The organism is Leclercia sp. EC_58 (assembly GCF_019584355.1).
Classification (GTDB): Bacteria; Pseudomonadota; Gammaproteobacteria; order Enterobacterales; family Enterobacteriaceae; genus Enterobacter.
On record NZ_VDAM01000001.1, the window covers coordinates 868,745 to 894,533 of the forward strand.

At 55.4% G+C, this 25,789-nt stretch carries 20 protein-coding genes and 1 rRNA gene; 6 read left to right on the top strand and 15 right to left on the bottom strand.

Features of this window, described 5'->3' with window-relative positions:
- Positions 1–194: 194 nt before the first annotated feature.
- Positions 195–389: a DUF4762 family protein gene (locus tag FHC51_RS04375; RefSeq protein ID WP_220434971.1), complete on the bottom strand. Its 195-nt coding sequence runs from the start codon at positions 387–389 to the stop codon at positions 195–197.
- Positions 390–1,273: 884 nt separating this feature from the next.
- On the opposite strand from FHC51_RS04375, the gene FHC51_RS04380 reads away from it, so the two are divergent.
- The gene (locus FHC51_RS04380) at positions 1,274–2,923 is read left to right on the top strand and encodes an alpha,alpha-trehalase (protein ID WP_220434972.1); all 1,650 of its coding nucleotides are present in this window, start codon (positions 1,274–1,276) and stop codon (positions 2,921–2,923) included.
- Positions 2,924–2,936: 13 nt separating this feature from the next.
- Here FHC51_RS04380 and FHC51_RS04385 read toward each other — a convergent pair whose 3' ends face one another.
- Positions 2,937–4,535 carry an STY4199 family HEPN domain-containing protein gene (locus tag FHC51_RS04385; protein ID WP_114385567.1) on the bottom strand — a complete coding sequence of 533 codons (1,599 nt, stop codon included), beginning with the start codon at positions 4,533–4,535 and terminating at the stop codon, positions 2,937–2,939.
- Between the two features lie 152 nt (positions 4,536–4,687).
- Between FHC51_RS04385 and FHC51_RS04390 the strand changes: the two genes are divergently transcribed.
- Positions 4,688–5,212 carry a GNAT family N-acetyltransferase gene (locus tag FHC51_RS04390; RefSeq protein WP_114385566.1) on the top strand — a complete coding sequence of 175 codons (525 nt, stop codon included), beginning with the start codon at positions 4,688–4,690 and terminating at the stop codon, positions 5,210–5,212.
- Positions 5,213–5,244: 32 nt separating this feature from the next.
- Here FHC51_RS04390 and FHC51_RS04395 read toward each other — a convergent pair whose 3' ends face one another.
- On the bottom strand, positions 5,245–6,003 hold the full coding sequence (locus FHC51_RS04395; protein ID WP_114385565.1) for an SDR family NAD(P)-dependent oxidoreductase: 759 nt from the start codon (positions 6,001–6,003) through the stop codon (positions 5,245–5,247).
- 119 nt (positions 6,004–6,122) lie between these two features.
- On the opposite strand from FHC51_RS04395, the gene FHC51_RS04400 reads away from it, so the two are divergent.
- The 3 genes from FHC51_RS04400 to FHC51_RS04410 all read left to right on the top strand — a co-directional run bounded on the left by FHC51_RS04400 (position 6,123) and on the right by FHC51_RS04410 (position 9,712).
- Complete coding sequence (locus tag FHC51_RS04400) at positions 6,123–7,022, top strand: LysR family transcriptional regulator (protein WP_220434973.1); 900 nt, start codon at positions 6,123–6,125, stop codon at positions 7,020–7,022.
- A 51-nt stretch (positions 7,023–7,073) separates the two neighbouring features.
- A complete protein-coding gene (yhjD, locus tag FHC51_RS04405; protein ID WP_220434974.1) occupies positions 7,074–8,117 on the top strand; it encodes an inner membrane protein YhjD in 1,044 nt (347 codons plus the stop codon).
- Positions 8,118–8,389: 272 nt separating this feature from the next.
- On the top strand, positions 8,390–9,712 hold the full coding sequence (locus tag FHC51_RS04410) for an MFS transporter (protein ID WP_103824718.1): 1,323 nt from the start codon (positions 8,390–8,392) through the stop codon (positions 9,710–9,712).
- A gap of 67 nt (positions 9,713–9,779) precedes the next feature.
- Here the strand turns inward: FHC51_RS04410 and FHC51_RS04415 are convergent, their stop codons facing one another.
- Together FHC51_RS04415 and pdeH are read right to left on the bottom strand one after the other, a co-directional pair.
- A complete protein-coding gene (locus FHC51_RS04415; protein ID WP_220434975.1) occupies positions 9,780–11,819 on the bottom strand; it encodes an AsmA family protein in 2,040 nt (679 codons plus the stop codon).
- Positions 11,820–11,940: 121 nt separating this feature from the next.
- A complete protein-coding gene (gene pdeH, locus FHC51_RS04420; RefSeq protein ID WP_114316453.1) occupies positions 11,941–12,711 on the bottom strand; it encodes a cyclic-guanylate-specific phosphodiesterase in 771 nt (256 codons plus the stop codon).
- A gap of 232 nt (positions 12,712–12,943) precedes the next feature.
- Here pdeH and FHC51_RS04425 point away from each other — a divergent pair, with 232 nt between their 5' ends.
- On the top strand, positions 12,944–13,873 hold the full coding sequence (locus FHC51_RS04425; protein ID WP_103824715.1) for a sugar kinase: 930 nt from the start codon (positions 12,944–12,946) through the stop codon (positions 13,871–13,873).
- Positions 13,874–13,918: 45 nt separating this feature from the next.
- Here FHC51_RS04425 and FHC51_RS04430 read toward each other — a convergent pair whose 3' ends face one another.
- From FHC51_RS04430 to pepQ, 10 genes are all read right to left on the bottom strand, one after another.
- Positions 13,919–15,346, bottom strand: coding sequence for a pitrilysin family protein (locus FHC51_RS04430; protein WP_114316451.1), 1,428 nt, complete (start codon positions 15,344–15,346; stop codon positions 13,919–13,921).
- Positions 15,347–15,571: 225 nt separating this feature from the next.
- Positions 15,572–16,858 carry a dicarboxylate/amino acid:cation symporter gene (locus FHC51_RS04435; RefSeq protein WP_220434976.1) on the bottom strand — a complete coding sequence of 429 codons (1,287 nt, stop codon included), beginning with the start codon at positions 16,856–16,858 and terminating at the stop codon, positions 15,572–15,574.
- Between the two features lie 158 nt (positions 16,859–17,016).
- Positions 17,017–19,017, bottom strand: coding sequence for a biofilm formation regulator HmsP (gene hmsP, locus FHC51_RS04440; RefSeq protein WP_210405525.1), 2,001 nt, complete (start codon positions 19,015–19,017; stop codon positions 17,017–17,019).
- Positions 19,018–19,203: 186 nt separating this feature from the next.
- A complete protein-coding gene (gene birA, locus FHC51_RS04445) occupies positions 19,204–20,166 on the bottom strand; it encodes a bifunctional biotin--[acetyl-CoA-carboxylase] ligase/biotin operon repressor BirA (protein WP_220434977.1) in 963 nt (320 codons plus the stop codon).
- Positions 20,163–21,191 carry a UDP-N-acetylmuramate dehydrogenase gene (gene murB / locus FHC51_RS04450; RefSeq protein WP_220434978.1) on the bottom strand — a complete coding sequence of 343 codons (1,029 nt, stop codon included), beginning with the start codon at positions 21,189–21,191 and terminating at the stop codon, positions 20,163–20,165. Before murB ends, birA begins: the two co-directional genes overlap by 4 nt.
- Positions 21,192–21,328: 137 nt before the next feature.
- Positions 21,329–21,441: ribosomal RNA gene (rrf, locus tag FHC51_RS04455) — 5S ribosomal RNA — on the bottom strand.
- A 279-nt stretch (positions 21,442–21,720) separates the two neighbouring features.
- Entirely contained in the window at positions 21,721–22,263 is a 543-nt protein-coding gene (hemG, locus tag FHC51_RS04460) for a menaquinone-dependent protoporphyrinogen IX dehydrogenase (RefSeq protein WP_114316446.1), read from the bottom strand.
- A gap of 11 nt (positions 22,264–22,274) precedes the next feature.
- Positions 22,275–23,726 (bottom strand): Trk system potassium transporter TrkH, encoded by a 1,452-nt coding sequence (trkH, locus tag FHC51_RS04465; protein WP_220434979.1) that lies wholly within the window; start codon positions 23,724–23,726, stop codon positions 22,275–22,277.
- 40 nt (positions 23,727–23,766) lie between these two features.
- On the bottom strand, positions 23,767–24,381 hold the full coding sequence (locus tag FHC51_RS04470; protein WP_220434980.1) for an IMPACT family protein: 615 nt from the start codon (positions 24,379–24,381) through the stop codon (positions 23,767–23,769).
- Positions 24,381–25,712: a Xaa-Pro dipeptidase gene (pepQ, locus tag FHC51_RS04475; protein ID WP_220436650.1), complete on the bottom strand. Its 1,332-nt coding sequence runs from the start codon at positions 25,710–25,712 to the stop codon at positions 24,381–24,383. The genes FHC51_RS04470 and pepQ overlap by 1 nt, the downstream gene beginning before the upstream one ends.
- Positions 25,713–25,789: the final 77 nt, after the last annotated feature.

A 25,789-nucleotide genomic window follows, 5' to 3' on the forward strand; every position in this document is an offset into this window, starting at 1 on the left:
TTACGCACCACGCCTTCAGTAGCGGAGCAGGAAGGACATCTGATGGAAATGGAAGCCACGCAAGCACCTTAAAATCACCATCATACACTAAATCAGTAAGTTGGCAGCATTACCAAGGGGGCGTTGTAAAAAATTAAACAACGCCCTTCAGAATAATCAGCGATTATTCCATTTAACTAAGAGAAAGAGGTTTCTTAGCCGACAACTGGGCAATTAGCCTTGTCTGCAATTTTATAAGTTCTGGTTACAGCGCCGTTTTTGTCAGTGCAGGTCTTAACATCAGCACATACGCTAGCACTATTAACTGTCATTAATTCATAAGTGTTTACACAAGTTTCGCAAGTACCGCCAATAATTACGCTTGCTTCAGTCATGTTGATCTTTTTCATTTAATATATCCTTATTTATGATTATTTCATTTTGAACAAAGTGCGTCTGATATATTTACAGCAGAATAATACATTACAGAAGACCCATTCCTTTTTACACCGAAATAACAACGCTTAACGTAAAACGTTAAGCGTTGTTATTTCGGATTTACACATTGTAGCGATGCTTTTTTCTTTGAGCAATATGCCCCAAACAGCCTGAAACGTACCTCATTAAAGAGAGCGTCATTTGGCTGACAGGATTTTTCCCATAAAAAGTCGTGTTAATAAACGCAAAAATAAAAAAAAGCTCACCAAATACCTGTTTACCGCTTTCGGTTCGGCAGGACTTTTCTTAGAAAAACTCAAGAGTACAAGATCATTACACAATATTATTTTTTCTAAAAAAGGTTGTACCGCTCTTCCCAAGGGGATTGGCTTTCGATTACCCTCGTTAAACTTACGTTTAGGCCCTTGTACACGTTAAACGCACGTATCCTTGCCGATATGCGGGCCAATAAAATATAAATACATATAGATTGTGTTATTAATCAATAACAACAGGTCATTTTACGCAAGCAGAGAATTTCGCGTACGTCTTGCCTTCGGGGAATTCTTGCACGCGCAAAGCGTATCGCTTTAGCGGCAAGGCGGATGCTGTCGCCTGATGCCCTCTTAACGGCATAGCGAATGATCCGAATTTTATTTGCTCTCTTTACTGTGGATTGTCCTGTTTAGTGTCTGAAAAACATCAACATGGCGCCAACCGCTCACTTTTTTGCTTCGTAGCAAAGCGTGATCTACCGCACATTTCCCTCACCACAGACCGAAGCGAATGTCTAAGATTAGTAAGCAACCGGATAAAACCAGACCCGAGATAACGCTAACCGGAGGTCCTGACCACCATGTTCAACCAGAAAATACGCACTGTAGAGACCGTAGAGTTCGACATAGAACAAGAACTTCTCTACGAAATCGATCCCTGCGAGTTAAAACTGGATGAAATGCTCGAGGCGGAGCCGGAACCTGAAATGATTGAAGGGCTGCCCGCATCCGATGCGCTCACCCCTGCCGATCGCTACCTTGAACTCTTCGAGCATGTTCAGTCGTCGCGACTGTTTGAAGACAGCAAAACCTTTCCCGACTGTGCGCCGAAGATGGATCCGCTGGATATCCTTATCCGCTATCGCAAGGTGAGACGACACCGCGACTTTGACCTGCGCCAGTTTGTGGAAAACCACTTCTGGTTGCCGGAAGTGCTGTCGAGCGAATATGTCTCCGATCCCTCTTTCTCGCTCAAAGACCATATCGATAATCTGTGGCCGGTGCTGACCCGAGAGCCGCAGGATCATATTCCGTGGTCGTCATTGCTGGCGCTGCCGCAGGCCTACATTGTGCCCGGCGGGCGATTCAGCGAGACCTACTACTGGGACTCCTATTTTACCATGCTGGGGCTGGCCGAAAGCGGCCGCCACGACATGCTCAAGTGCATGGCAGATAACTTTGCGTGGATGATTGAAAAATACGGCCATATTCCTAACGGCAACCGCACCTACTATCTGAGCCGCTCGCAGCCGCCGGTGTTTGCCCTGATGGTAGAGCTGTTTGAAGAGGATGGCGTGCGCGGTGCTAAGCGCTATCTGGACCATCTGAAAATGGAGTATGCCTTCTGGATGGACGGCGCAGAGTCCCTGCTGCTCAACCAGGCTTACCGCAGCGCGGTACGTATGCCGGACGGCTCTCTGCTCAACCGTTACTGGGATGACCGTGACACCCCAAGGGACGAATCCTGGATAGAGGACGTCGAGACCGCCCGCCACTCCGGGCGTCCACCTAACGAGGTCTATCGCGATCTGCGTGCCGGGGCCGCTTCCGGCTGGGACTACTCCTCCCGCTGGCTGCGGGATCCGAGTCGGCTGGCGAGTATCCGCACCACCCAGTTTATCCCTATCGATCTCAACGCTTTCCTGTTCAAGCTGGAGAGCGCCATTGCGAATATTTCGGCCTCAAAAGGGGATAAAGAGACCGCGGAGCGCTTCCGCCAGAAGGCGAGCGATCGTCGCGAGGCGGTTAACCGCTATCTCTGGGATGAGGAGAACGGCTGCTATCGCGATTACGACTGGCGTCGGGAGCAGCTGGCGCTCTTTTCCGCGGCCAGCATCGTACCGCTGTATGTCGGTATGTGTACCCATGAGCAGGCCGAACGTTTATCCGACGCGGTAAAAGCGCGCCTCCTGACGCCGGGCGGTATCCTTGCCACCGAGTATGAAACCGGGGAGCAGTGGGATAAACCTAACGGCTGGGCGCCATTACAGTGGATGGCGATTCAGGGATTCAAACAATACGGCAATGATTCTCTGGGGGATGAGATCGCGTGGAGCTGGCTGCACACGGTAAACCATTTCTACAAAATGAATCACAAGCTGATCGAGAAGTACCACATCGCCAGCAGCCAGCCCCGGGAAGGGGGCGGGGGTGAGTATCCCCTGCAGGATGGGTTTGGCTGGACTAACGGCGTGGTGCGCAGACTTATTGGCCTGTACGGGGAGCCATAACTCCCCCGCATTCTCAGCGGATCACCTCATAAATGGCTGTCTGGATCGTCTGCCATTTTTTGGTACTGGCGTCCGGTTGGGCCTGAGCCCGCCGCTTTGCCTGATCCATCTCGCGTCGCTGGCGTTCGACCACCGCCGGAACGGTACAAAATGCCTGGAGATACTCTTTGCGCAGATCCGTCAGCGGTTCGCCCGCTGACATCGCGTGTGCGAGGGTGTTGATAAACTGTCTGCAGGGCTTGGCCTGCCCCATCTGCAGGCGATAGCGCATCAGGATATCCAGTACCTCCCGATGCCCCACCGACAGGGCATGCTCCGTCCAAGAGAGCTTCCACTCCATTCCCGCCTTCAGGAACAGCAGCGCCACGCGGGTATCGTTCCTGTCGATCGCCGCGCGGAAGTTATTCTCATCCCAGGTGACGCCCATGCGCGTCAGCGCTTCACGGGAGGAAGGTAATTCACGCATCTCTTCCGCCGCGGTCTGCACAGGAGGCGAGGCGCTACTGGCCGCCTGGGTCGGCGTGCTGCTTTCCATTAACAGCCAGGTGCCCGCCACCAGCATTCCCATCACCATTACCCCCACCGCACCCCACAGCCCCACCGAGATCAGGTGATCGCGCTGCTCCGGCGTACGCGCGGGCCGACGGTTCGGTTTGTCGATGGTGTCACGCACCTCAAAAATGTCATCGCCAGTGGCCCGGCATTTTTCTCGCGCATTTTCCCAGAAGAGCTCCAGCTCGTGGTTGCCTTCTGCCATCAACCCCGCCGGGTTCACCGCGGTACGGCCCTCGTTAAAGGCACGCTGAACGGGGCCGGCAATCTGGGCGTAATAGTTATCCAGCAGCAGGATTTGCGCAGAGGTCAGCGGCTGCTGGGCAATGATGTTGTTGCGGAGCAGGCGGATATCATCAAGAAAGGAGTGGAGTGTTTTACGTGGTTCCACCATCAGCGTCAGCAGAGCGGGATCGCTGAACAGCGCTGAATAAGAGCGGGAGTACTCTTTCTTGTCCACCAGCATCAGTGCCAGCTCGCTAAACATCATGCCGCCGAGGGCATCGTTGCGTTCGCCCTGCTGCAGCCAGCGGCGGACCCGATCGGCACCAAATAGCGTTTTAAGGTGGTTGTTCAGGCGCGTTGGATCCGGCCAGGCCTGCATAATCAACCCTTTAATCATCAATTCCAGCGCACGCACCTGTTTCCGGGCATGCTGTTGCTGAAGCTCATCGCCGGGGCTCATTTCGGTACTGTAGGTCAGCAGCGGCTGCTGCAAACGCAGGTGTTCCAGCGCCGTTACAAAGCGCGTCGCGGCAATCAGCTGGTTGTCGCTCACATCCTGCCCGCTCTCATACTGCGGCACCCGCTGCTGCAAAAGCCGTAATTGCAGGGTGAATTGTGAGAGCTCCGCATCGTTGAGGTTCAGGCGTTTTGCCACGCTCGCCCAGCCCCCCAGCGCCAGCCTGGCGGAATCCAGTTGCTCAAGGAACCAACGGGGATCTTTGCCTTCGGCAACATGCACCTTTAACAGGAGCAGGATCTCCACAGAGGCCTGACGAATAATTCCCAGACAGCGTTCAAACTGCTCGCGGATCACGTGCGATTTACTGAGGGTCATCATTTTCCTTTAAATGCCGCGCAAGGATTCAGGCGCAGCGAACGGAGAGCGGTTGTTTTTTAAGTGGTTATACCAGATTAAACATACCCGATAACCGCCACTATTTCAGTGATAATGTTAATATCATTTACAAAAGCTCCCGGAGACCTGGCATGCCTGTGCTGCACACCCCGCGTTTAACCTGTTCCCCACTGCAGGAAGAGGACTGGCCCTTTTTTCTCTCCCTGCAACAACACCCCGACGTGATGCGCTACGTGGCCGAAGCCCGCCCGGAAGAGGCCATTCGCGAAACGTTTACCACTCGCCTGCCCGCGTGGTCGCCGGGCAGTGACCACTGGCTGAGCCTGGTGGTGCGCGATCACAATCAGACACCGCTCGGGGTCACGGGCTATATTCATCGCGATGATGATTGCGCCGAAGTGGGGTTCCTGTTCGCCCCGCAGGCGCAGGGTAAAGGCTACGGCTTTGAATCTTTACAGGCGGTGTGTGATTACGCCTTTATGCAGGGAGGCATCCGCCGTTTAACCGCCACGGTGACGGCGGGCAATATCGCCTCTAAACGCCTGCTGGAAAAAGTGGGTTTTGTGCTGGAAGGTGAACTGCGTGAAAGCTACTGGCTGGCAGGTGAGTGGCATAACGACTGGCTGTTTGGGCTGTTAAGAAAAGAGTACTGCTAAGCGTGCCGCGGGGTTCCCTCCCCGGCACCTGATTACAGGAACATCCCTCCGGAGACCTCAATGCGCTGCGCATTCATCCAGCCGAGTTCGTCGCTGAGCAGCGCCGCAATCGCATCGCCGATATCGTCCGGTAACCCAACGCGGCCCAGCGCCGTCTGGGAGGCGATCTGCTGATTGATCGCTTTGTTATCGCGTACACGACCGCCGCCAAAATCAGTTTCGATCGCCCCCGGGGCGATAATGTTGGCGGTGATCCCGCGCGCGCCCAGCTCCTTAGCCTGGTAGCGGGTGAGCACTTCCATAGCACCTTTCATCGCCGCATAGGTGCTGGATCCCGGTAGTGCAAAACGGGCCAGGCCAGATGAGACGTTCAGGATCCGCCCGCCGTTTTCCATCAGCGGCAATAGCCCCTGAGTCAGAAAGAACGGTCCTTTGAAATGGATGTTCATCACTTCATCAAACTGCGCTTCCGTGGTCTCCATATAGGGGGCGTATAAACCCACGCCTGCGTTGTTCAACAAATAGTCGAAGGTGTTGCGCTGCCAGACCGAATGCAGTTTTTCACTCACCTTAGTAACGAACTGTTCAAAGCTGGCAATATCGCCGACGTTCAGCTGCAATGCCGCTGCTTTTAACCCTTTTTGCTCAATTTCGCGCACAACTTCTAGCGCTTCCTGCTCGCTCCGGTTGTAGGTCAGCAGGATGCCGACACCTTTTGCTGCCAGCTTCAGCGCCGCGTTTTTACCGAGCCCGCGGCTGCCGCCGGTCACTATTGCAATACGTTCAGTCATGAGAAACCTCGTTTCGGCTGTTGTGGTGATTGAGAAAGAGCTTATTAGGTGATAGAAAATCAATAAATACGCTCTGCAACGCTTCACTGTTTCAAAATCAACAACAATGAGCGCTTCCTATGGATAAAATTCACGCAATGCAGTTATTTATTCGCGTCGCTGAACTGGAGAGTTTTTCCCGCGCCGCAGACTCAATGGGCCTGCCTAAAGGTAGCGTATCGCGCCAAATTCAGGCGCTGGAGAACGGGCTTGGCACCCAGCTGCTGCACCGCACCACGCGGCGCGTCAGCCTGACGCAGGACGGCATGGTCTACTACGAGCGGGCCAAAGATCTGCTGACCAATATGGAAGAACTGGATGGTCTTTTTTTGCACGACCCTGCCAGCGTCAGTGGAAGAATACGCGTCGATATGCCGGCCAACGTTGCGCGAAATTTAGTCATCCCCAAACTGCCACTCTTCCTGCAACAGTACCCCGGCATTGAACTGGAGCTGAGCAGCAGCGACCGGCTGGTGGATGTGATTCGGGAAGGATTTGATTGCGTGGTGCGCGTCGGCACCCTGAAAGATTCCGGCTTAATTGCCCGCCCGCTCGGCAAGCTGTCGGTGATCAACTGCGCCAGCCCCGATTACCTGTCGCGTTTTGGCTATCCCGACGGGCTGGATGATTTAACCTCCCATGCGATGGTGCATTACGCAACGCATCTCGGCACCCGGCCTCAGGGGTTCGAATATTACGATGGTGAGGCGACCCACTGGGTTAAGACCGGCGGTGTCCTGACGGTCAACAGCACCGAGACTTACCATGCCTCGGCCCTCGCCGGACTGGGGATTATTCAGGTGCCGCGTGTAGGCGTGCGTGACGCGCTGCGGGCCAAAAAGCTGCAGGAGATCCTCCCGCAATATCGCGCCCGGCCGATGCCGGTATCGCTCATCTATCCCCACCGCCGCAACCTCTCCCGCCGGGTACATCTGTTTATGGCCTGGCTCACGGACATCATGAAAACCTACGTTGACTGAGCGCAGGCTATAATTTTAAGGACCTCCCGCTAAACAATAAGGAAAGTGCGCGTGACGCCGGAAAATAGTGAGCAACGCCCCACCCATGATCTGGACTTCGAGCCGATTAAAAAACTGGAAACCCGTCCGCCTCAGGCGCCGGAAGAACCTAAAATCACCTCCATACGTAAAACGGGGAGCCTGCTGGACAAGGCGAAGGACGCCTTCCAGCTGATTCAGCAGCAGCCAATGATTGCCCACCTGCTGCGCGCCACCGAGCGATTTAACGATCGGCTGGGAAACCAGTTTGGCGCGGCGATCACCTACTTCTCATTTTTATCGATGATCCCCATCCTGATGCTCTCCTTTGCGGCAGCGGGTTTCATCCTGATCTCGCACCCGACGCTGCTGCAGGATATCTTCGCTAAAATTCTGCAGAACGTCAGCGATCCGACGCTGGCCGCCACCCTGAAAAGCACCATCAGCACCGCCGTCCAGCAACGCACTACCGTCGGGATTGTCGGGCTGTTAGTGGCGCTCTACTCTGGTATTAACTGGATGGGCAACCTACGGGAGGCGATCCGCGCCCAGTCGCGTGACGTCTGGGAGCGTAAGCCGCAGGACCAGGAGAAGTTCTGGATCAAATATTTGCGCGACTTTATCTCGCTGATTGGCCTGCTGGTGGCGCTGGTTATCACCCTCTCCATCACCTCCGCGGCAGGCTCGGCGCAGCAGATGATCATCTCCGCGCTCTATCTCGACACCATTGAGTGGCTGAAACCGGTCTGGCATCTGGTGGGGTTAGGGATCTCAATGCTGGCGAACTACCTGCTCTTCTTCTGGATCTTCTGGCGTCTGCCGCGCCACCGTCCACGGCGCAAGGCGCTGATCCGCGGCACCTTCATTGCCGCGATTGGTTTTGAGGTGATCAAAATCGTGATGACCTACACCCTGCCGTCGCTGGTCACTTCTCCATCCGGGGCGGCATTCGGCTCTGTGCTGGGGTTGCTGGCCTTCTTCTACTTCTTTGCCAGACTGACCCTCTTCTGCGCGGCATGGATCGCCACTGCCGAGTACCCGGATGACCGGCGAATGCCCGGTAAAAGTCACCATTAACACCGCTATCGGGCTGAATAAGAATGAAATATATCAGCCCGATTCATCATTTCAGCATATAAATCCAGCCTGTAACTTTTATTTAACCGAAAACCAGTTTTATATTCTAACTTTTAATTTCTGTGAAGCATTTCATGGATGTGATTCTTCTGGTCCGAAAATTATCCGCTTTTTGCTCTCTTTTTCACCCCTCGCTGCGTTTGTTACAGATTGAAATATCGCTTTTGCTGTGCGTAATATGGCCTTTCGTTCGCCAAAAATAAGAAAAGTTTATGCAAGCCACAGCCACAACACTCAATTCAGAGCAGGAAAACGTCCCGGTTAACTCGCGTAATAAAGTCGTCGTCGCGTCACTGATTGGCACCGCCATCGAATTCTTCGACTTCTATATTTACGCCACTGCTGCGGTTATCGTTTTCCCGCATATCTTCTTCCCGCAGGGCGACCCGACGGCGGCCACGCTGCAGTCGTTGGCGACCTTCGCCATCGCCTTTGTCGCGCGTCCTATCGGCTCGGCCCTGTTCGGTCACTTCGGCGATCGCGTCGGACGTAAGGTGACCCTGGTCGCCTCACTGCTGACCATGGGGATCTCCACCGTCGCCATCGGCCTGCTGCCAACCTATGAAACCATCGGGATTCTGGCCCCGCTGCTGCTGGCGCTGGCCCGTTTTGGTCAGGGTCTGGGTCTGGGCGGTGAGTGGGGCGGCGCAGCGCTGCTGGCCACCGAAAATGCCCCGCCACGCAAGCGTGCGCTGTATGGCTCCTTCCCACAGTTGGGCGCACCGATTGGCTTCTTCTTTGCCAACGGCACCTTCCTGCTGCTCTCATGGCTGCTGACTGACGAGCAGTTCATGACCTGGGGCTGGCGTATTCCGTTTATCTTCTCGGCGGTGCTGGTGCTGATCGGTCTGTATGTGCGCGTCTCCCTGCATGAGACGCCGGTCTTTGCCAAAGTGGCCGCCGCGAAGAAACAGGTAAAAATCCCGCTGGGCACGCTGCTGACCAAACATGTTCGCGTAACCGTGCTCGGCACCTTCATCATGCTGGCGACCTATACGCTGTTCTATATCATGACCGTCTATTCCATGACCTTCAGCACCACGCCTGCGCCGGTGGGCCTGGGCCTGCCGCGTAACGAAGTGCTGTGGATGCTGATGATGGCGGTTATCGGTTTTGGTGTGATGGTGCCGATTGCCGGCGTGCTGGCCGACCGCTTTGGCCGTCGCCCGAGCATGATTGTGATCACCTCGCTGATTATTCTGTTTGCGCTGTTCGTCTTCCCGCCGCTGCTCGGTTCCGGTAATCCGTCGCTGGTGATGGCGTATCTGCTGATTGGCCTGAGCCTGATGGGGCTGACGTTCGGTCCGATGGGCGCGCTGCTGCCAGAGCTGTTCCCGACCGAAGTGCGTTATACCGGGGCCTCCTTCTCCTATAACGTCTCTTCAATTCTGGGTGCGTCTGTGGCGCCGTATATCGCCACCTGGTTACAGGCGAATTATGGTCTGCAATACGTAGGGATCTACCTGGCGGCGATGGCGGCACTGACGCTGATTGCGCTGCTGCTGACTCACGAGACTCGCCATCAGTCATTGTGATCCTTAATGCCGGGTGGCACTGCGCATGCCCGGCCTACATTCTCCTGTAGGCCGGGCAAAGCCCCCACTATTTCTTCATCTGCGACAGAATGGTCTGGCACTGATTAGCCTGCCCTTCAGACGGCGAGATGAGCGCTAACAGCGCTGCGGCAGGGGTAACCAGAGTCGCCAGCGCAGCGGCCACCGCACCACGAGCAATTAACGGCCCCGCCTTCACCCCCGCATCCGGATTTTTAAAGCTACCGCGCACGTACAGCGGCGAGCGCAGCGTCACGATGCGAATGCCTTTACTTTCCGGGTTGATGGTGAGATCCAGCTGTTCCGAGGCCATACTGGCGGTGCCGGTGACGTTGATCACCGCGTTTTCAGTATCGAAGGCGAAAATCTGCGGCCGGGCGACGCCATTGACCAGGTCGATATTGGCCGCCGCGCAGTTCACCCGCACCTCGTCGTCGCCAAAGATCTGGCCGACGATGAAGTTCCCGACGTTCAGACCCAGAATCTCCATCAGGTTACGGCTCACCAGCCCGTCGTTCATCAGCAGCTTCAGATTGCCGTTGCCGTTCCCCAGCAGGGCCGCTACCGAGTTGCCGGTACCCCGAATTTTGGCATCGCCATTCATCTCACCCAGGGTTTTCTGCATCAGCTCCACATCCGGCATCAGCTCCTTCAGCTTCAGCCGTCGCGCCTGAATATCGGCCTGGCCCCGCATCGGATTTTTATCGCCTTCAAGATGGATATTCGAGGAGATGGTGCCGCCTGCCAGACCGAACTTCAGCGGCTCCAGACGCAGGTCGGCATTTTTCAGGAGGATGTGAGTAGAAAGATTACTGATAGGCAGGCTGCTGCCATGCTCGATTCGCCGCCCCTTGAAGCGCACGTCCGCATCCATTACGTCCCACTTATCGGTTTCGAAACGGTCATTGGGCAGCACTTTACCGGAAGGGGGCGCCTGCTTGCGCACCTCCTCCGCTTTGGTGCCTTTACCGGAGTCGACGCCAATCAACGGCCCGAGATCCGCCAGCCGCAGCTGACGCGACTCCACATCCCCTTCCAGCTTCGGCCGCGGTTTGCCGGTGGTGTAGGTCAGCGAGCCATGGATATCGCTGTCACCGATCCGGCCATTAAAGTTGCGGTAATCGTAGACCGAGGCCTCTTCCGAATTGATTTTCGCCACCAGCCGACCGTCGGTTTCAAACGGTGGCGTATCTGGCAGCAGTACGCCGGTCAGCTCATAGAGTTCACCCAGCGAATCCCCGGCGAATTTCAGCTTCAGATCGACACCGCCCATCTTCATTGGGTCGTTCACCGTACCGACAAAAGCCACCCGGGTATTGCCGGAGCGGAAGTCAGCCTGCACCGGGAAGGGGGTGCCTTCGCTGCGCAGCGCCAGCATACCGCCAATTTTACCGGTGCCGCGCAGCGGCTGGTCGTTGTAGCGCCCTTCAGCCTTCAGGCCAAAGACGTAATCGCCGACCTTATCCTTTTTGCCTTTATCGCCGGTCACTTCGCTGAAGGGTACCGGCTTGCCCAGCGGATCGACGAAGATCTCCATCTGTGCTTTGCTGACCGCGTCGTTTACGTCGATCCGCCCGCGATCGAACAGAATATTATCGAGGCGGAAAGACCAGGACGAAGGCTGGGCATCAGGATCTTTTTCTTTATCATCACCCGCCAGATCGAAGGTCCAGTTGTTGGTCTTCTCCGACAGGCGGATCAGCCGGGCATCTGGCTGTTGCAGTTTGATCCACGGCAGATAGACCGTTTTGGTGAGCAGCGCCAGCGGCGCAAGGGTGGCCTCGACGCGCGGGAGATGCACCATGGTGATTGCAGGAATGTCCGGCGGGTTGCCAAGAATAACGTCGTTAGCGTGAACGTGCGGCCAGGGTATCCAGCTGCGCCAGCCCGTTTCGCCCTTCTGCCGCTCCCATACCACGCCCAGATCGCCGCGAATAGCGAAAGGACGGTTAAGTTCGGTCGAGACTTTCTGGTTGATGGTCGGTTTGAGGCGGTTCCAGTCAAATGTCGCGATCACGACAATCAGCACCACAATCAGCAACAAGAAGACTCCCCCTGTCCAGGTGATAATCTTCGCTGTTTTTGTCATCCCATACTCCCTTTCAGTAATCACTTGCCTTTCATGAATATAGTCCAGGCATGCGGAAAGGGGGCGGCAGCGTCAGGTAATAACGCGTTAACCACGCACTATTACGGGAAGCTGCAGGGTTTTACAGGGTGATGATTACGTTGTCGAGCGTCTCCATCGATACCGGGCGGGAGAGGAAATAGCCTTGGGCGGCGGCGGCAGGTGAGTTCTGTACATCGCGCCACTCTTCCAGCGTCTCGACGCCTTCGACGATAACGCCCTGACAGTAGCGGTTCATCAGCTGCAGCAGAAGCGTGAACAGATTGCGCCCTTCCGGGGTCTGGCGCAGCATAATGAACAGGTCGCGCGCCACTTTGATGTAGTCGTAACGCACTTCGCTCAGGGCGGAGAAGTTCGCCATGCCGGTGCCAAAATCGTCCAGCCACAGGGGGCCAAACTCACACATGGTGGCAAACGAGGAGTCCTGCGGCAGACGAACGTGCTCCACCAGCTCAAAGCGCAGCCACGGCAACTGGTGGATCAGCTTCTGCAGGCTCTCATCCTGCCGCACCGCCAGCAGAGTTGGACCATCGACATTAACCGAAGCCAGAATATTGTTATCAGCAAAAAAGGCCTGTCTGGCCATCAGCATAGCGAGCTGCTCTTCAAGGATATCCAGACGATGGCGCACGGGCACTTCCGCGAAGTAGCGATCGGGTGCAATCCGCTGTGCCGGGTTTGAAGGATGGGTTACGACGGTCAGGATCTCAATCGCCATCAGCTTACCGTCGGTGCGGTAGATCGGCTGATAAGTATAAGCGCGCTCACATTGCAGCCAGTAGCGGTGTTCCTGTAAGTTCTCAATACTCGCCTCAGGGATGCTCAGCAGCTGGATGTCCTGCCTTAACTTCATTTCAGATGTCCTGTTGAATGGGAAAGAGCCTGTCGGGACTGGTCAAAGGATTATCGGCTCCAGGTAAGAGAACTTTATGTTCGGTTGCGGACGAAAATGAAAATCTGAGATATCAAACCCGTCAGGAACTTGTCCAGGTTCAAAAAAATAATGGAACGTCGTTTTAATACAGTTGACCGCTTCCGGCCTCCAGCGCAAACTAACCGCAGTTTAATTATCCAGGTTCACGACTATGTCCAAAAAAATTGCCGTGATCGGCGAATGTATGATCGAACTCTCCCAGAAAGGCGCGGAAGTTAGCCGCGGCTTCGGTGGCGATACCTTAAATACCTCCGTATATATTGCTCGTCAGGTCGATGCTGACGCGCTGGCGGTAAATTATGTTACTGCGCTGGGCACCGACAATTTCAGCCAGCAGATGCTGGACGCATGGCAGAGTGAAAATGTCGACACCTCCCTGACCCAGCGGATGGAAAACCGCCTGCCGGGCCTCTACTACATCGAGACCGACAGCACCGGCGAGCGTACGTTCTATTACTGGCGTAACGAAGCCGCCGCCAAATTCTGGCTGGAGAGCGACAGCGCGGCGCAGATCTGCGAAACGCTGGCCCATTTCGACTACCTCTATCTGAGCGGCATCAGCCTTGCGATCCTCAGCCAGAGCAGCCGTGAAAAACTGCTCTCCCTGCTGCGCGAATGCCGCGCCAACGGCGGGAAGGTGATTTTCGACAACAACTATCGTCCACGCCTGTGGGCCAGCCGCGAAGAGACGCAGCAGGTCTATAGCCAGATGCTGGAATGCACCGATATCGCTTTCTTAACCCTCGACGACGAAGATGCGCTGTGGGGCGAGAAGCCGGTTGATGAGGTGATTGCGCGTACGCAGGCCGCCGGTGTCAGCGAAGTGGTGATTAAGCGCGGGGCAGATTCCTGCCTGGTGGCGATCGCCGGAGAAGCGGTTATCGAAGTACCTGCGGTGAAGCTGGCGAAAGAGAAAGTGATTGATACGACCGCGGCGGGTGACTCCTTCAGCGCTGGCTATCTGGCGGTGCGTCTGACGGGCGGTACGCCGGAAGCGGCAGCGCAGCGCGGCCACCTGACCGCCAGCACGGTGATCCAGTATCGCGGCGCCATCATTCCACGCGAAGCGATGCCTGCTTAAGGGCTGTATCCATTAAAAAAGGCAACTTACGTTGCCTTTTTCCTTTTACTGCGCGGGCGCCATAATGTCGTTCCACGTCGCCTGCAGCTCCTTCATATCATATTCAGGTTCACCTTTCGGCTGCATTAAAATGAGCGACATATCCTGGGAAAGCTGCTGACGCAGATCCTGGCTCAACATATCCGCGGTCAGGCTGTTAAGGAAATCCTGGCGCAGCTTCTGATACTGTTCAGGCGCGATATCCACCACCTGATTTTGCAGGGAGCGAATACGCTGGCTGATCAGAATATCGGTATCGGTACGGGCATAGGTGGCGAACAGTTTTTGCAGCTCAATATTTTTCTGCGCCACCAGCGCGTTGAACTCCTCTTCACTCAGGCCGTTATCACGCACTTTCGCCAGCTCTTTTGCCACTATCGCCATATTGGCGTTCAGCTTGTCGCCCGGCGACTCAACATTAATGGCGCACTGGGCGCGCTGGAACAGCACCCGGCAGTCAAAGCCCAAACCGATATCTTTGGCGTTGTTCTTACTCAGGGTTTGCTGCACATGCCAGAACAGCGCTTCACGGGCTAAATCGGCGCGCCAGTAGCGCAGCAGCGCGGCAGACTCACGAATCGGCTGCCACGGGCTGTCCCACATGATGGAGAGACGATCCTGGCGCACGGAATCAGTCATAATGCTCACCGGCTCTGCGCGCAGCGGTGAAAGCGTTGGTACCGGCGCTGGCGTGTTACGTTTGCCTTTCAGCTCGCCGAAGGTTTTGCCAATCTGCTCGATCACCGCGCGGCTATCAATGTTGCCGACCACAATCAGGGTCATGGCATCCGGGGTGTACCAGGTCTGGTAGAACGACTTCACCTGTTCAATATCAACCGGTTGCTTTAACGGCTCTGCCGGATCGTGGCCCAGCAGCGCCGAACCTTTCAGACGATAGCGCCACCAGCCCTCTTTGGTATCCGCAGGCCAGGTCGCCACCATGTCGCTGTTGCTCAGGGCGTAATTCACCGTTTCAGGGGTAATGGAGACGCTACCGGCGGTATCTGACAGCCAGGTCAGCGCCTCTTTAAGCAGATCGTTGCGGTTGTTTGGCAGGCTGAGGTTAAACATGGTGTAGTCGTAGGAGACGACGGCAGGCGGCAGCGGGCGTTTCGGATCGATACCCTGTTGCCACAGAGAACGGGCCTGTACAGCCTGAAGGCTACCGCTTTGGGTCAGCGCCAGACGAGGAATAAAATGGCTGAAACCGCTCTGTTGCGTACTCTCGGTCAGGGAGCCGGTGTTGACGGAAAGGCGGATTTCAATGCGGTCGCTGGGGCGCTGTGGGGTGGCTAAAACTTGCCACTGAAAACCGTTAGACAGCGTTCCCTGTTGCCAGGCCGGGTCCGGCTGGAGCGCGTCAGCCTGCACGTAACTGGCTGCTGCCATCATGAGCAAACCGCCGGTTAAGAGTCGAATTTTTGTGCCCTGCATGTGAACCCCTGATCAACATTCCTGGTTACAAAGAGTGCCACACGCCCTGTCGCACTCTAAATATGATGTACAAAACACTCCGATTAGACCGCGCATGAAACGAAACGTCACGGCATGAAGTGAAATTTACCCGAAATAAATCTTATCGAATTATGACAAGTATGCCGGGCCATTATGCGCAGGAGCCCACACCCCGACAAGGGAATGCGGGCCTGAGGGAAGATTTTAGGAGGACAAACCGTGTGTTTTGCCGTCTGGCGCACGATTATTCAGCGTATCGTCGAGCTTTTTGTGGTCCAGCTCTTTCACCCACTTCGCCACGACCACTGTTGCCACGCCGTTACCGACCAGGTTGGTCAGCGCACGGGCTTCAGACATAAAGCGGTCGATACCGAGGATCAGCGCCAGTCCCGCCACCGGCAGATGTCCCACCGCAGAGATGGTTGCCGCCAGGACGATAAATCCGCTGCCCGTTACCCCAGCCGCCCCTTTTGAAGAGAGCAGCAACACCACCAGCAGCGTGATTTGATGGAAGATATCCATATGGCTGTTGGTGGCCTGGGCGATAAACACCGCCGCCATCGTCAGGTAGATCGACGTCCCATCCAGGTTAAAGGAGTAGCCAGTGGGGATAACCAGCCCGACGACCGATTTACGGCAGCCCAGCTTCTCCATCTTATCGAGCATGCGCGGCAGCGCCGATTCAGACGAGGAGGTGCCCAGCACAATCAGCAGCTCTTCACGGATGTAGCGAATGAACTTGAAGATGCTGAAGCCAGTCGCGCGGGCAATGCTGCCCAGCACCACCACCACGAACAGAATACAGGTGATATAGAAGCAGATGATCAGCTGGCCCAGCTGCACGAGAGTACCGACACCATATTTACCGATAGTGAAGGCCATTGCCCCGAAGGCGCCAATAGGTGCCAGACGCATAATCATGTTGATGATGCCGAAAATCACCTGCGAGAAGCTTTCAATAACGTTAAAAATCAGCTGACCTTTGCTGCCGAGGCGATGCAGGGCAAAACCAAACATTACGGCGAACAGCAGCACCTGCAGGATATTCCCGCTGGCGAAGGCGCCAATCACGCTGCCGGGGATCACATCCAGCAGGAAGGCGACCACACCCTGATTTTTCGCCTGCTCGGCGTAGACCGCCACCGCTTCTGCATCCAGCGTAGAGGGGTCAACGTTCATGCCCGCGCCAGGTTGTACGACGTTAACAATCACCAGACCGATGATCAGCGCGAGGGTGCTGACGACTTCGAAATAGAGCAGTGCCACCGCCCCTGTACGGCCAACGGCTTTCATGCTTTCCATGCCTGCGATACCGGTCACGACGGTGCAGAAAATAACCGGCGCGATCACCATCTTAATCAGCTTAACGAAGGCATCGCCAAGCGGTTTCATCTGGGCGCCTAATTCAGGATAGTAATGACCAAGCAGGATACCGATAGCAATGGCGGTTAAGACCTGAAAGTAAAGACTTTTGAAGAGAGAGGTTTTCATAAGATGTCCTTGGGAAGAAAAGCCGCAGGCGGAGTAGGGTTACTGCTCACCTGCGGCCTTAAAATATCACCCATAAATCAGGACAGACAGAAGATCAGGCTGAATTTGAAACACAAATGTTAAGAACTTTGAGCTGACTCGCACAATTCAGCAACATTTCAGTCATCAGCATTAGCGCGTTTAAAATAACGGCTCTCAAAAATATCACCCGGAACGGCTTTGTCGAACAGATATCCCTGGCCGCATTCCACCCCGGCATCGGCCAGCCATTGGCGCTGAGCTTCGGTTTCGACACCTTCAGCGATAATTTCCAGCTTCAGGCTACGCGCCAGCTGGATAATTGCCTCGACCATGCTGCTGTCTTCCGGTAGCCCCTCCACAAAGGCCTTATCAATCTTCAGCACATCTACCGGCAGGGTTTTCATATGTTGCAATTGACGCAGGCCAGCGTATCCCATGCCAAAGTCGTCCAGCGCGATACGGACCCCGGCGTTACGCAGCGGGCGAAGTATTGCCACCGCTTCGTTAGGATCGTCAATCCGGCGGCTCTCGGTCACTTCCAGCATCAGGGTGTCCGGCTTGATCTGGTAGCGGTGAATCAACGCCAGCAGGTCCGGCACCATGTTTGGATGCATCAGCTGCAAGGCCGATAAGTTAACCGACAGCGGCATCATCACCCCGCGCGACTGCCAGGCTGACAGCAAACGGCAGGACTCTTCCAGCACCCAGTGACCCACCGTCACAATCAGGCCGCAATTTTCAATACGGTCAATCAGCCCTTCCGGAAGCTCCCAGCCGCCGTCGGGCTGACGCATCCGCAACAGCGCTTCGGCGCTATGGACCTTACCGGTGCGCAGATTGACCTGCGGCTGCAGCCAGATAGCGAAATCGTTGCTGTCCAGCGCGGTCAGGATGTCGTTCTCTTCTGAGAGCCGCTGCTGCGCTTTCTCCATCTGCTCGGGTTCGAAGAACTGAATCTGATTCTTACCCTTCTGACGGGCGGTAAACGCGGCGGAGAATGCCCGGCGATAGAGCTGTTCTGCGGTCAGGTTGCCGTAAAACATGGCGATACCGATACTGGCACTCGGGCGCAGCTGGATCCCCTGAACCGGCAACCGCTCATTGATAACAGTAAGCACTTGCTGACCTAATGTGATGGCATGCCACGGCTCTTTAACGCCATTGGCGATAATCACGAAGTCGTAGCCGCTCACCTGCGTCAGTACCATCCGTGGTGCAAGCACGGATTTCAGCTTTTCGACGAGGGTCAGTAAGACCATCTCTCGCTGACTCTCTTTCAGCACGCCAGCGGTATCCTGCAACGTTTCACAGGCCACTACCATCAGCGCCATGGTCTGCTGCCGCTTCACGGCCTGCTCCAGCATCACCATCAGAAACGCCTTGTTGGGCAGTTCCGACACCGGGAAACGGGTAGCATTGTGGTTGAGCTCATCGTGCTGGCGCATCATGCGCTGCTGGTTGAGGTTATAACTGCGGACCAGCATGCCAATTTCGTCGTCGTGATGCAGACGCGGCAGAGCAAGCTGATGCCCCACCTGTTGTTGCGGCGAGAGGGTATCCAGCTCCCGGGCAATGCGACGCAGCGGATGGACGATGAGACGGTTAATGCACCAGGTCAGCGCCACGGTAAGCATCAGCGTTAACAATAAGTAAGTGGTTACTAACGTTGAGATCCAACTGATGACAAATTTGTACATTCGCCAGGAGTCAGACTGGAGCACCAGATAGGCCAGCGGCTGCGGGTTCGCCGGACGCTGCAGCGAATAGACCGGAAGGGAGATCTGCACCGGCATTTCAAACAGCCGCTTCATCATCACCGGTACCGGATGCTCCGGGATAAAGTTCATGCGTAGCGCCTGAAACTGATTCGGCAGCACGACATCCGCCTGGCTGACGACACCTGCCGGCTTGATGCTTTTAATAATCGACTCCGCCTGAGGAATATCACCCTTCAGAATGGCGGCAGAGAGGGGCTCACGGATTGAGCGGGCAATACTCTCGAGTTGCGTAGCCGTGTTGTAGCGATTCTGCTGAATGGCATGAAACAGCAAAATGACGCAAAAGACGAAAACAAACACCATGGTGACGGCAGTGACCATCGCCATTTGTTTGATAGTTAAAGAGCGGCTGACACGCAAAATGGATCTCCAGAAACGCGAAAGGCAGGTTAATCAACTGTTACCCTGCTGCTTTCAGAGTATACCTTATCGGGAACTGTTTAAGAGAGTGTAACCAAGCGTTTAGGGATTATTCTGGTTGCCGCTTCGCACGGGGGCTGGCGGCGGTATAGCTGAAGAACCGGGGAGCCCGCGGCTCCCCGCAATTTATTCGGCGCTGCGCAGTGAAATCTCACCGCCGACCCACGGTTTAATCACGCCATCCTGCTCCAGCAACAGCGCGCCCTGCTCGTTGATACCGCGCGACGTGCCGTAGATCTCTTTGTCGCCAATGATCAGCTTCACCGCACGGTGAGCAAAGTTATCCAGCTTTTCCCAACGAGGCAGGAACGGGGCTAAGCCTTCCTGTTCGAAGATTTTCAGCGAGTGGCGTAGCTCGTTAATCACCCGCACGGCAAGGACATTACGATCGATAACGATCCCTGCTTCCTGCAGGTTGATCCAGCCCTGGTTAATATCTTCGGCCTGTACATTGCGCATCACCAGGTTTATCCCGGCACCCATTACGATCTGCGCGGCATCACCGGTTTTTCCGGTCAGTTCTACCAGAATACCGGCCAGTTTGCGATCTTTCAGATAGAGATCGTTTGGCCACTTCACGCGCACTTTGTCAGCGCCCAGCGACTGCAACACTTCTGCCAGCACAATACCAATCACCAGACTAAGGCCGATGGCAGCGGCAGGACCTTGTTCCAGACGCCAGTACATGGAGAGATAAAGATTGGCGCCAAAAGGCGAGAACCATTTACGTCCCCGACGGCCACGACCCGCCTGTTGGTATTCTGCCACGCAGCAGTCACCGGAGTGCAGCGTATTAAGCCTGTCGAGCAGATACTGGTTGGTAGAATCAATCACCGGCAGAACGGCAACGCTGTTGTCGGTGATCTGACTGCTAATAAAGGCTTCGTCCAGGAGCTGAACCGGCTCCGGCAGGCTGTAGCCTTTGCCCGGCACGGTAAAGACATCCACTCCCCAGTCACGCAGGGTCTGAATATGTTTATTAATGGCGGCGCGGCTCATTCCCAGCTGTTCCCCCAGCTGTTCACCGGAATGGAAATCGCCATCAGCCAGAACAGAGATCAGCTTCAGGGGAACGGTATGATCTTTCATGCAATGGCCTCCACCGCATTAACTTCACCGTGATGGCCGATAAAGCGCACCTCCGGCTCCAGCCAGACATCAAATTTCTTACCCACGCGCTGGCGCACCTGATGGGCCAGCTGCACGACATCACTGCTGGTCGCATTGTTTTCGTTGATAAGCACCAGGGCCTGCTGACGATGTACCGCTGCGCCGCCACAGGTTGTGCCTTTAAGCTGACACTGATCGATCAGCCAGCCCGCTGCCAGTTTAACGCTGCCATCTGCCTGCGGATAGTGCGGCGCCAGCGGCCACTCGGCGAGTAAGGTTTCGGCTTTTTCACTGGAGATAACCGGGTTTTTGAAGAAACTTCCGGCATTTCCGTTCACTTTCGGATCGGGCAATTTACTCATTCGCATATGGCAAACCGCGTCGAAAATCTCTTTTGCAGTGACCGTAGCAGGATCCAGACGAGTGAGATCGCCGTAGGTGAGGACAGGCTGCCAGTTTTTGGTCAGGCGCAGTCCAACCGCAACGATGACATATTTATCCTGATACTCATGTTTGAAAATGCTGTCGCGATAGCCAAAGCGGCACTGTTCCGCGCTTAAACGCAGCGGGTTGCCCGTTGCCAGCTCGATACAGTCGACATAATCACAAACATGTTTGAGTTCGATGCCATAGGCACCGATGTTCTGAATAGGGGATGAACCCGCGCAGCCTGGGATTAGCGCCAGGTTTTCCAGCCCCGGCATATTATTTTCAAGGGTAAACTGCACCAGGCGATGCCAGTTTTCCCCGGCTCCCACATGCAAACGCCAGCAATCCTGCGCCTCTTCAACTTTAATCCCGCTGATGCGGTTAACGATCACCGTGCCAGAAAAGTCTTCCAGGAAGAGAACGTTACTGCCTTCGCCCAGAATAAGAACAGGGAGGTGGTGTTGCGTGGCATGATTCCATGCGGCCAGCAGTTGCTGCGCATCGTCGGCCCGCACGATCTGACGGGCATTTCGGTCAATACCGAAGGTATTCCAGGGCTTAAGGGAGTGATTCATAGACGCTATCCAGATGCAAAAACCGGGATAGTTTACCGTATATGGAATCGGTTAGGGGGATAACTTTAAAGACGGGATAGAATGCGCAGAAACGCAAAAAGCCCGTCCTTGCGGACGGGCTTTCGGCTTTAATTGATGCCTGGCAGTTCCCTACTCTCGCATGGGGAGGCCCCACACTACCATCGGCGCTACGGCGTTTCACTTCTGAGTTCGGCATGGGGTCAGGTGGGACCACCGCGCTACAGCCTCACTTTGAGTGCCCACACAGATTGTCTGATAAATTGTTAAAGAGCAGTGCCGCTTCGCTTTTTCGCTGCGGCGCGGGGTGTGCATATTACGCTTCCCCGCCTCAGAGTCAAGCGTTTATTTTCGCTTTTCTCCGTGAGGTTCTTACCGAACCCCGCTGACCCGGCGGCGTGTTTGCCGTTGTTCCGTGTCAGTGGTGGCGCATTATAGGGAGTTATCTGACGGTGACAAGCAGAAATATTAAAAAGTTTACCGTTCGCTTATTTTTCGACCTGTGCGACTATTAAAGCCGCGGATTGCGGGTTAATTGCGCAATTTCACGGGCAAAACTGGCGACCTGGGACCAGTCGGTGTAGACCACCTCTTTACGGGTATCCGTTTCGCCGCCTGTCATCTTCATAATAAGGCGGATCATAAAGCGATCGTACCAGCGGTAACGCGGATAACGCAGCGCGCCCGCAAAAACGGCACAGGCAGTTGGCTTCCAGGGTGAGTTCAGTAAAAACTTGCGCGTGTAGCTGTTGGTTTGCGGCGTACGCTTTTCCGCTTTACGCGCCACCAGATTCACAGAAAAGAAAGCGCCCGGCAGGCTATTCAGCGTTGCCGTGTGTTTTTTCACGAAGCGATCCACCGCAGGATGGAAATGGCCGTAACGAATCGAGGCGCCAATCACCACGCGGTCATACTCCTGCCATGCAATATCTTCGGTGCGGTTCAGATTGACGACATCCGCATAGATACCCTGCTCTTTTAACTCAGAAGCCAGAAAAGCGGCAATTTCCCGCGTCTGCCCGTCGCGCGTTGAAAATAGAATTAATGTTTTCACAAACGGCTCCCTTATTCGCGCCAGAATGTTGGTGTCAGGAGAACCAACAGCGTGAAGACCTCAAGACGCCCGAACAGCATGTTGGCAATCAGGATCCACTTCGCGGTTGGGTTCATACTGGCAAAGTTGTCTGCGACCACGCCAAGGCCCGGCCCCAGGTTGTTCAGTGTGGCGACCACGGAGGCAAACGCCGAAAAGTCATCCACGCCCGTCGCGATGATCGCCAGCATACTGACGATAAAGACCAGCGCGTAGGCAGAGAAGAAGCCCCACACCGCCTCCAGAATACGCTCCGGCAGTGCGCGGTTGCCCAGTTTGATGCTGTAAACCGCATTCGGGTGCACCAGGCGCTTAAGTTCGCGGTTCCCCTGTTTAAAGAGCAGCAGGATGCGGATCACCTTCAGGCCACCGCCCGTCGAACCGGCACAGCCGCCGATAAAGGCCGAACAGAGCAGCAGCACAGGCAGGAAGAGCGGCCAGCGCGCGATACTGTCGGTGGTGAAACCCGCAGTGGTCGCCATCGACACCACCTGGAAAAATGCCTGATTAAGGGTGGTGACCGCCGAGTCATAGACATCGTGTAGCCACAGCACCAGGGTACAGATCACCACCAGCGTCAGCTGCACGCCAATGAACATGCGAAATTCCGGGTCGCGCCAGTAGACCTTCAGACTACGGCCACTGAGTAAAGAGAAGTGCAGGCCGTAGTTACAGCCGGAGATAAGCAGGAAGATAGCAATGATGGTGTTGATTGTCGGGCTGTCAAAATAGCCGACGCTGGCATCATGGGTTGAGAACCCACCAATGGCGATGGTGGCAAAGCTATGGCCAATGGCATCAAAGGCTGGCATCCCGGCGAACCACAGCGCCAGCGCACAGGCGACCGTCAGCAGCACATAGATCAGCCATAACGTTTTGGCCGTCTCGGCAATACGTGGGCGCATTTTGTTATCTTTCAGCGGCCCCGGCATTTCGGCACGGTAGAGCTGCATCCCCCCGACGCCCAGTATCGGCAGAATCGCCACGGCTAATACAATGATCCCCATACCGCCGAACCATTGCAGCATCTGCCGGTAAAAGAGGATGGCATGAGGTAGTGAGTCCAGCCCCACCAGCGTGGTAGCCCCGGTGGTGGTCAGCCCGGAGAAGGATTCAAAGAAGGCATCGGTGATAGTCAGGTTGGGCTGTTCCGAGAAGATGAAGGGTAATGCCCCCACGCTGCCCAGCACGGTCCAGAACAGTACCACGATCAGGAAGCCTTCCCGGGATTTCAGCTCCCCTTTCTGACGGCGGTTAGGCCACCACAGCAGGGAGCCAATCATCAGCGCGACGAAAAAGGTCTGCGTAAAGGCGCGGCCCGCACCATCCCGATAAATAAGCGCTACCAGTCCCGGGAGGATCATCGTCCCGGAGAAAAGTATGACCAGCAATCCAACGATTCGGGTTATGGCACGAAAATGCATCTCTGCCGCTTCCTTTGGTATTCAATAAGTAGGGTGGGGATTATTCTTCAATTGGCCGTAATTGCAACGAACCACGACTAAAATCAGCCAGTTTTGCTGAGAATGCCGGAAGCGAAGCCTGGGGTAATGCCACCCGCAAGTGCACCATCGCCTGGTAGTCACTGTGTACGATGAGGCCCTGATACTGCTTCAGCAATGCCTCGATGCCGGATAACTGGGCGTAATCGCACAATAAAGTATATTCGGTAAGTGGCGTTTTGCGGATAGTCGTCAGCTGATTAAGCGCCTGCTGTACGCCGCCGCCGTAGGCCTTGACCAGCCCGCCCGTTCCCAGTAACACGCCGCCGTAGTATCGCACCACGACGGCGGTGATTTCGCCAACGCCGCTGCCCATGAGCTGAGAGAGCATGGGTTTGCCCGCCGTGCCCGCCGGTTCACCATCATCCGAGAACCCGAGCTTTTGCGAGTCGTCAGGCGGCCCGGCCACCCATGCCACGCAGTGGTGGCGGGCGTCGGGATGTTCCGCTCTTACTGACTCTACAAACGCCTTCGCCGCCTCCACGCCGTCGGTATGCGCCAACAGCGTGATGAAACGGCTTTTCTTGATCTCTTCCGTAAAGGTGACCGGCGCTGCCGGTATGAGCCAGCTTTCCATTACGCCAGCTTCAGATCTCGCGTCATGTTTTCAGTACCGTTCTCGTGGATCACCACGTTATCTTCGATACGGATGCCACCAAACGGCTTCAGCGCTTCGATTTTCTGCCAGTTGAAGTGTTTGCTGAACTGTCCTTCACGCCACGGGGCCAGCAGTGACTCAATAAAGTAGATGCCCGGCTCGATGGTCAGCACCATGCGCGGTTGCAGAATACGGGTGCAGCGCAGGTAGGGATATTTAGACGGCGCCGCCAGGTGTGTACCGGTATCATCCTGCATAAAGCCAGCGGTATCATGCACCTGGAGACCCAGAGGATGACCAATCCCGTGCGGCATAAACGGCCCGGTAAGGTCGTTTTCCACCATCGCCTCTTCGCTCATATCGCTGACGATCTGATACTTACGCAGCAGTTTCGCAATGCGCTGATGGAACTGGATGTGGTAATCCACGTAGCTCACGCCCGCTTTCATGGTGGCGATCAGGGCAAGCTGTTCATCATTCACGTCTTTGATAAGCGCAGCGAACTCGGTGTCGCTATTTCCGGCCCAGGTACGAGTCAGGTCAGCGGCATAACCGTTATATTCCGCCCCAGCATCCAGCAGGAAGCTGCGCATTTCGGACGGCGCACGGTGATCGAGTTTGGTGTAATGCAGCACCGCCGCATGTTCGTTCAGCGCCACGATGTTGCTGTAAGGCACATCGGTATCACGATGGCCGGTCGCCGTCAGGTAAGCCTGGTTAATATCGAACTCGCTCATGCCGGACAGGAACGCTTCATGCGCCGCACGATGGCCGTTAACCGCGGTTTTTTGCGCTTCACGCATGCACGCCAGTTCATAGTCGGTCTTATAGGAGCGATAATAGTGCAGATAGTCGATCACCCCTTTCGGGTTCACGTTTTCCGCTGTGATCTCCATGGCGAGAGCCCGTTCAGGCACCGGGCCAATATAGGCAATGTTGCCGCGAGTTGCAGGTAACTGGCTGCTAATACCGTCCGCTTTCGGCAGGGCAATCACCTCTACCTCGTCCGTCCAGAATGAGGTCGGCAGCGGCTCCACGTTGTGCCAGTAATCCACCGGCAGGTAGAACCAGAGTTTCGGCTTGTTCACGCCATCCACCAGCAACCAGCAATTGGGAACCTGCGTTACCGGCACCCAGGCTTTAAATTGCGGATTCACCTTGAAGGGATAAGCATGATCGTCAAGGAAGACATTAAACAGTTCGCCGGAGTGGATGAGCAGCGCATCCAGCTTAAAGCGAGCCAGTACGTCGCGTGTACGTTCCTGTAACGTAACAATATGATTTTTGTAGAGCGCGGCCAGTGAGTCCATCATTATTCCTTTCGTTTTGACCTCAAGTCCCCGCATCTTAGCACACCTCAGAAAAGCTGCGTGATCTTCGCCGAGCG

What these genes read in the sequence shown, in the direction of transcription:
- FHC51_RS04375 (WP_220434971.1), bottom strand. Translation starts at nt 389, where the DNA reads ATGAAAAAGATCAACATGACTGAAGCAAGCGTAATTATTGGCGGTACT.
- FHC51_RS04380 (WP_220434972.1), top strand. Translation starts at nt 1,274, where the DNA reads ATGTTCAACCAGAAAATACGCACTGTAGAGACCGTAGAGTTCGACATA.
- FHC51_RS04385 (WP_114385567.1), bottom strand. Translation starts at nt 4,535, where the DNA reads ATGACCCTCAGTAAATCGCACGTGATCCGCGAGCAGTTTGAACGCTGT.
- FHC51_RS04390 (WP_114385566.1), top strand. Translation starts at nt 4,688, where the DNA reads ATGCCTGTGCTGCACACCCCGCGTTTAACCTGTTCCCCACTGCAGGAA.
- FHC51_RS04395 (WP_114385565.1), bottom strand. Translation starts at nt 6,003, where the DNA reads ATGACTGAACGTATTGCAATAGTGACCGGCGGCAGCCGCGGGCTCGGT.
- FHC51_RS04400 (WP_220434973.1), top strand. Translation starts at nt 6,123, where the DNA reads ATGGATAAAATTCACGCAATGCAGTTATTTATTCGCGTCGCTGAACTG.
- FHC51_RS04410 (WP_103824718.1), top strand. Translation starts at nt 8,390, where the DNA reads ATGCAAGCCACAGCCACAACACTCAATTCAGAGCAGGAAAACGTCCCG.
- FHC51_RS04415 (WP_220434975.1), bottom strand. Translation starts at nt 11,819, where the DNA reads ATGACAAAAACAGCGAAGATTATCACCTGGACAGGGGGAGTCTTCTTG.
- pdeH (WP_114316453.1), bottom strand. Translation starts at nt 12,711, where the DNA reads ATGAAGTTAAGGCAGGACATCCAGCTGCTGAGCATCCCTGAGGCGAGT.
- FHC51_RS04425 (WP_103824715.1), top strand. Translation starts at nt 12,944, where the DNA reads ATGTCCAAAAAAATTGCCGTGATCGGCGAATGTATGATCGAACTCTCC.
- FHC51_RS04430 (WP_114316451.1), bottom strand. Translation starts at nt 15,346, where the DNA reads ATGCAGGGCACAAAAATTCGACTCTTAACCGGCGGTTTGCTCATGATG.
- FHC51_RS04435 (WP_220434976.1), bottom strand. Translation starts at nt 16,858, where the DNA reads ATGAAAACCTCTCTCTTCAAAAGTCTTTACTTTCAGGTCTTAACCGCC.
- birA (WP_220434977.1), bottom strand. Translation starts at nt 20,166, where the DNA reads ATGAAAGATCATACCGTTCCCCTGAAGCTGATCTCTGTTCTGGCTGAT.
- murB (WP_220434978.1), bottom strand. Translation starts at nt 21,191, where the DNA reads ATGAATCACTCCCTTAAGCCCTGGAATACCTTCGGTATTGACCGAAAT.
- trkH (WP_220434979.1), bottom strand. Translation starts at nt 23,726, where the DNA reads ATGCATTTTCGTGCCATAACCCGAATCGTTGGATTGCTGGTCATACTT.
- FHC51_RS04470 (WP_220434980.1), bottom strand. Translation starts at nt 24,381, where the DNA reads ATGGAAAGCTGGCTCATACCGGCAGCGCCGGTCACCTTTACGGAAGAG.
- pepQ (WP_220436650.1), bottom strand. Translation starts at nt 25,712, where the DNA reads ATGGACTCACTGGCCGCGCTCTACAAAAATCATATTGTTACGTTACAG.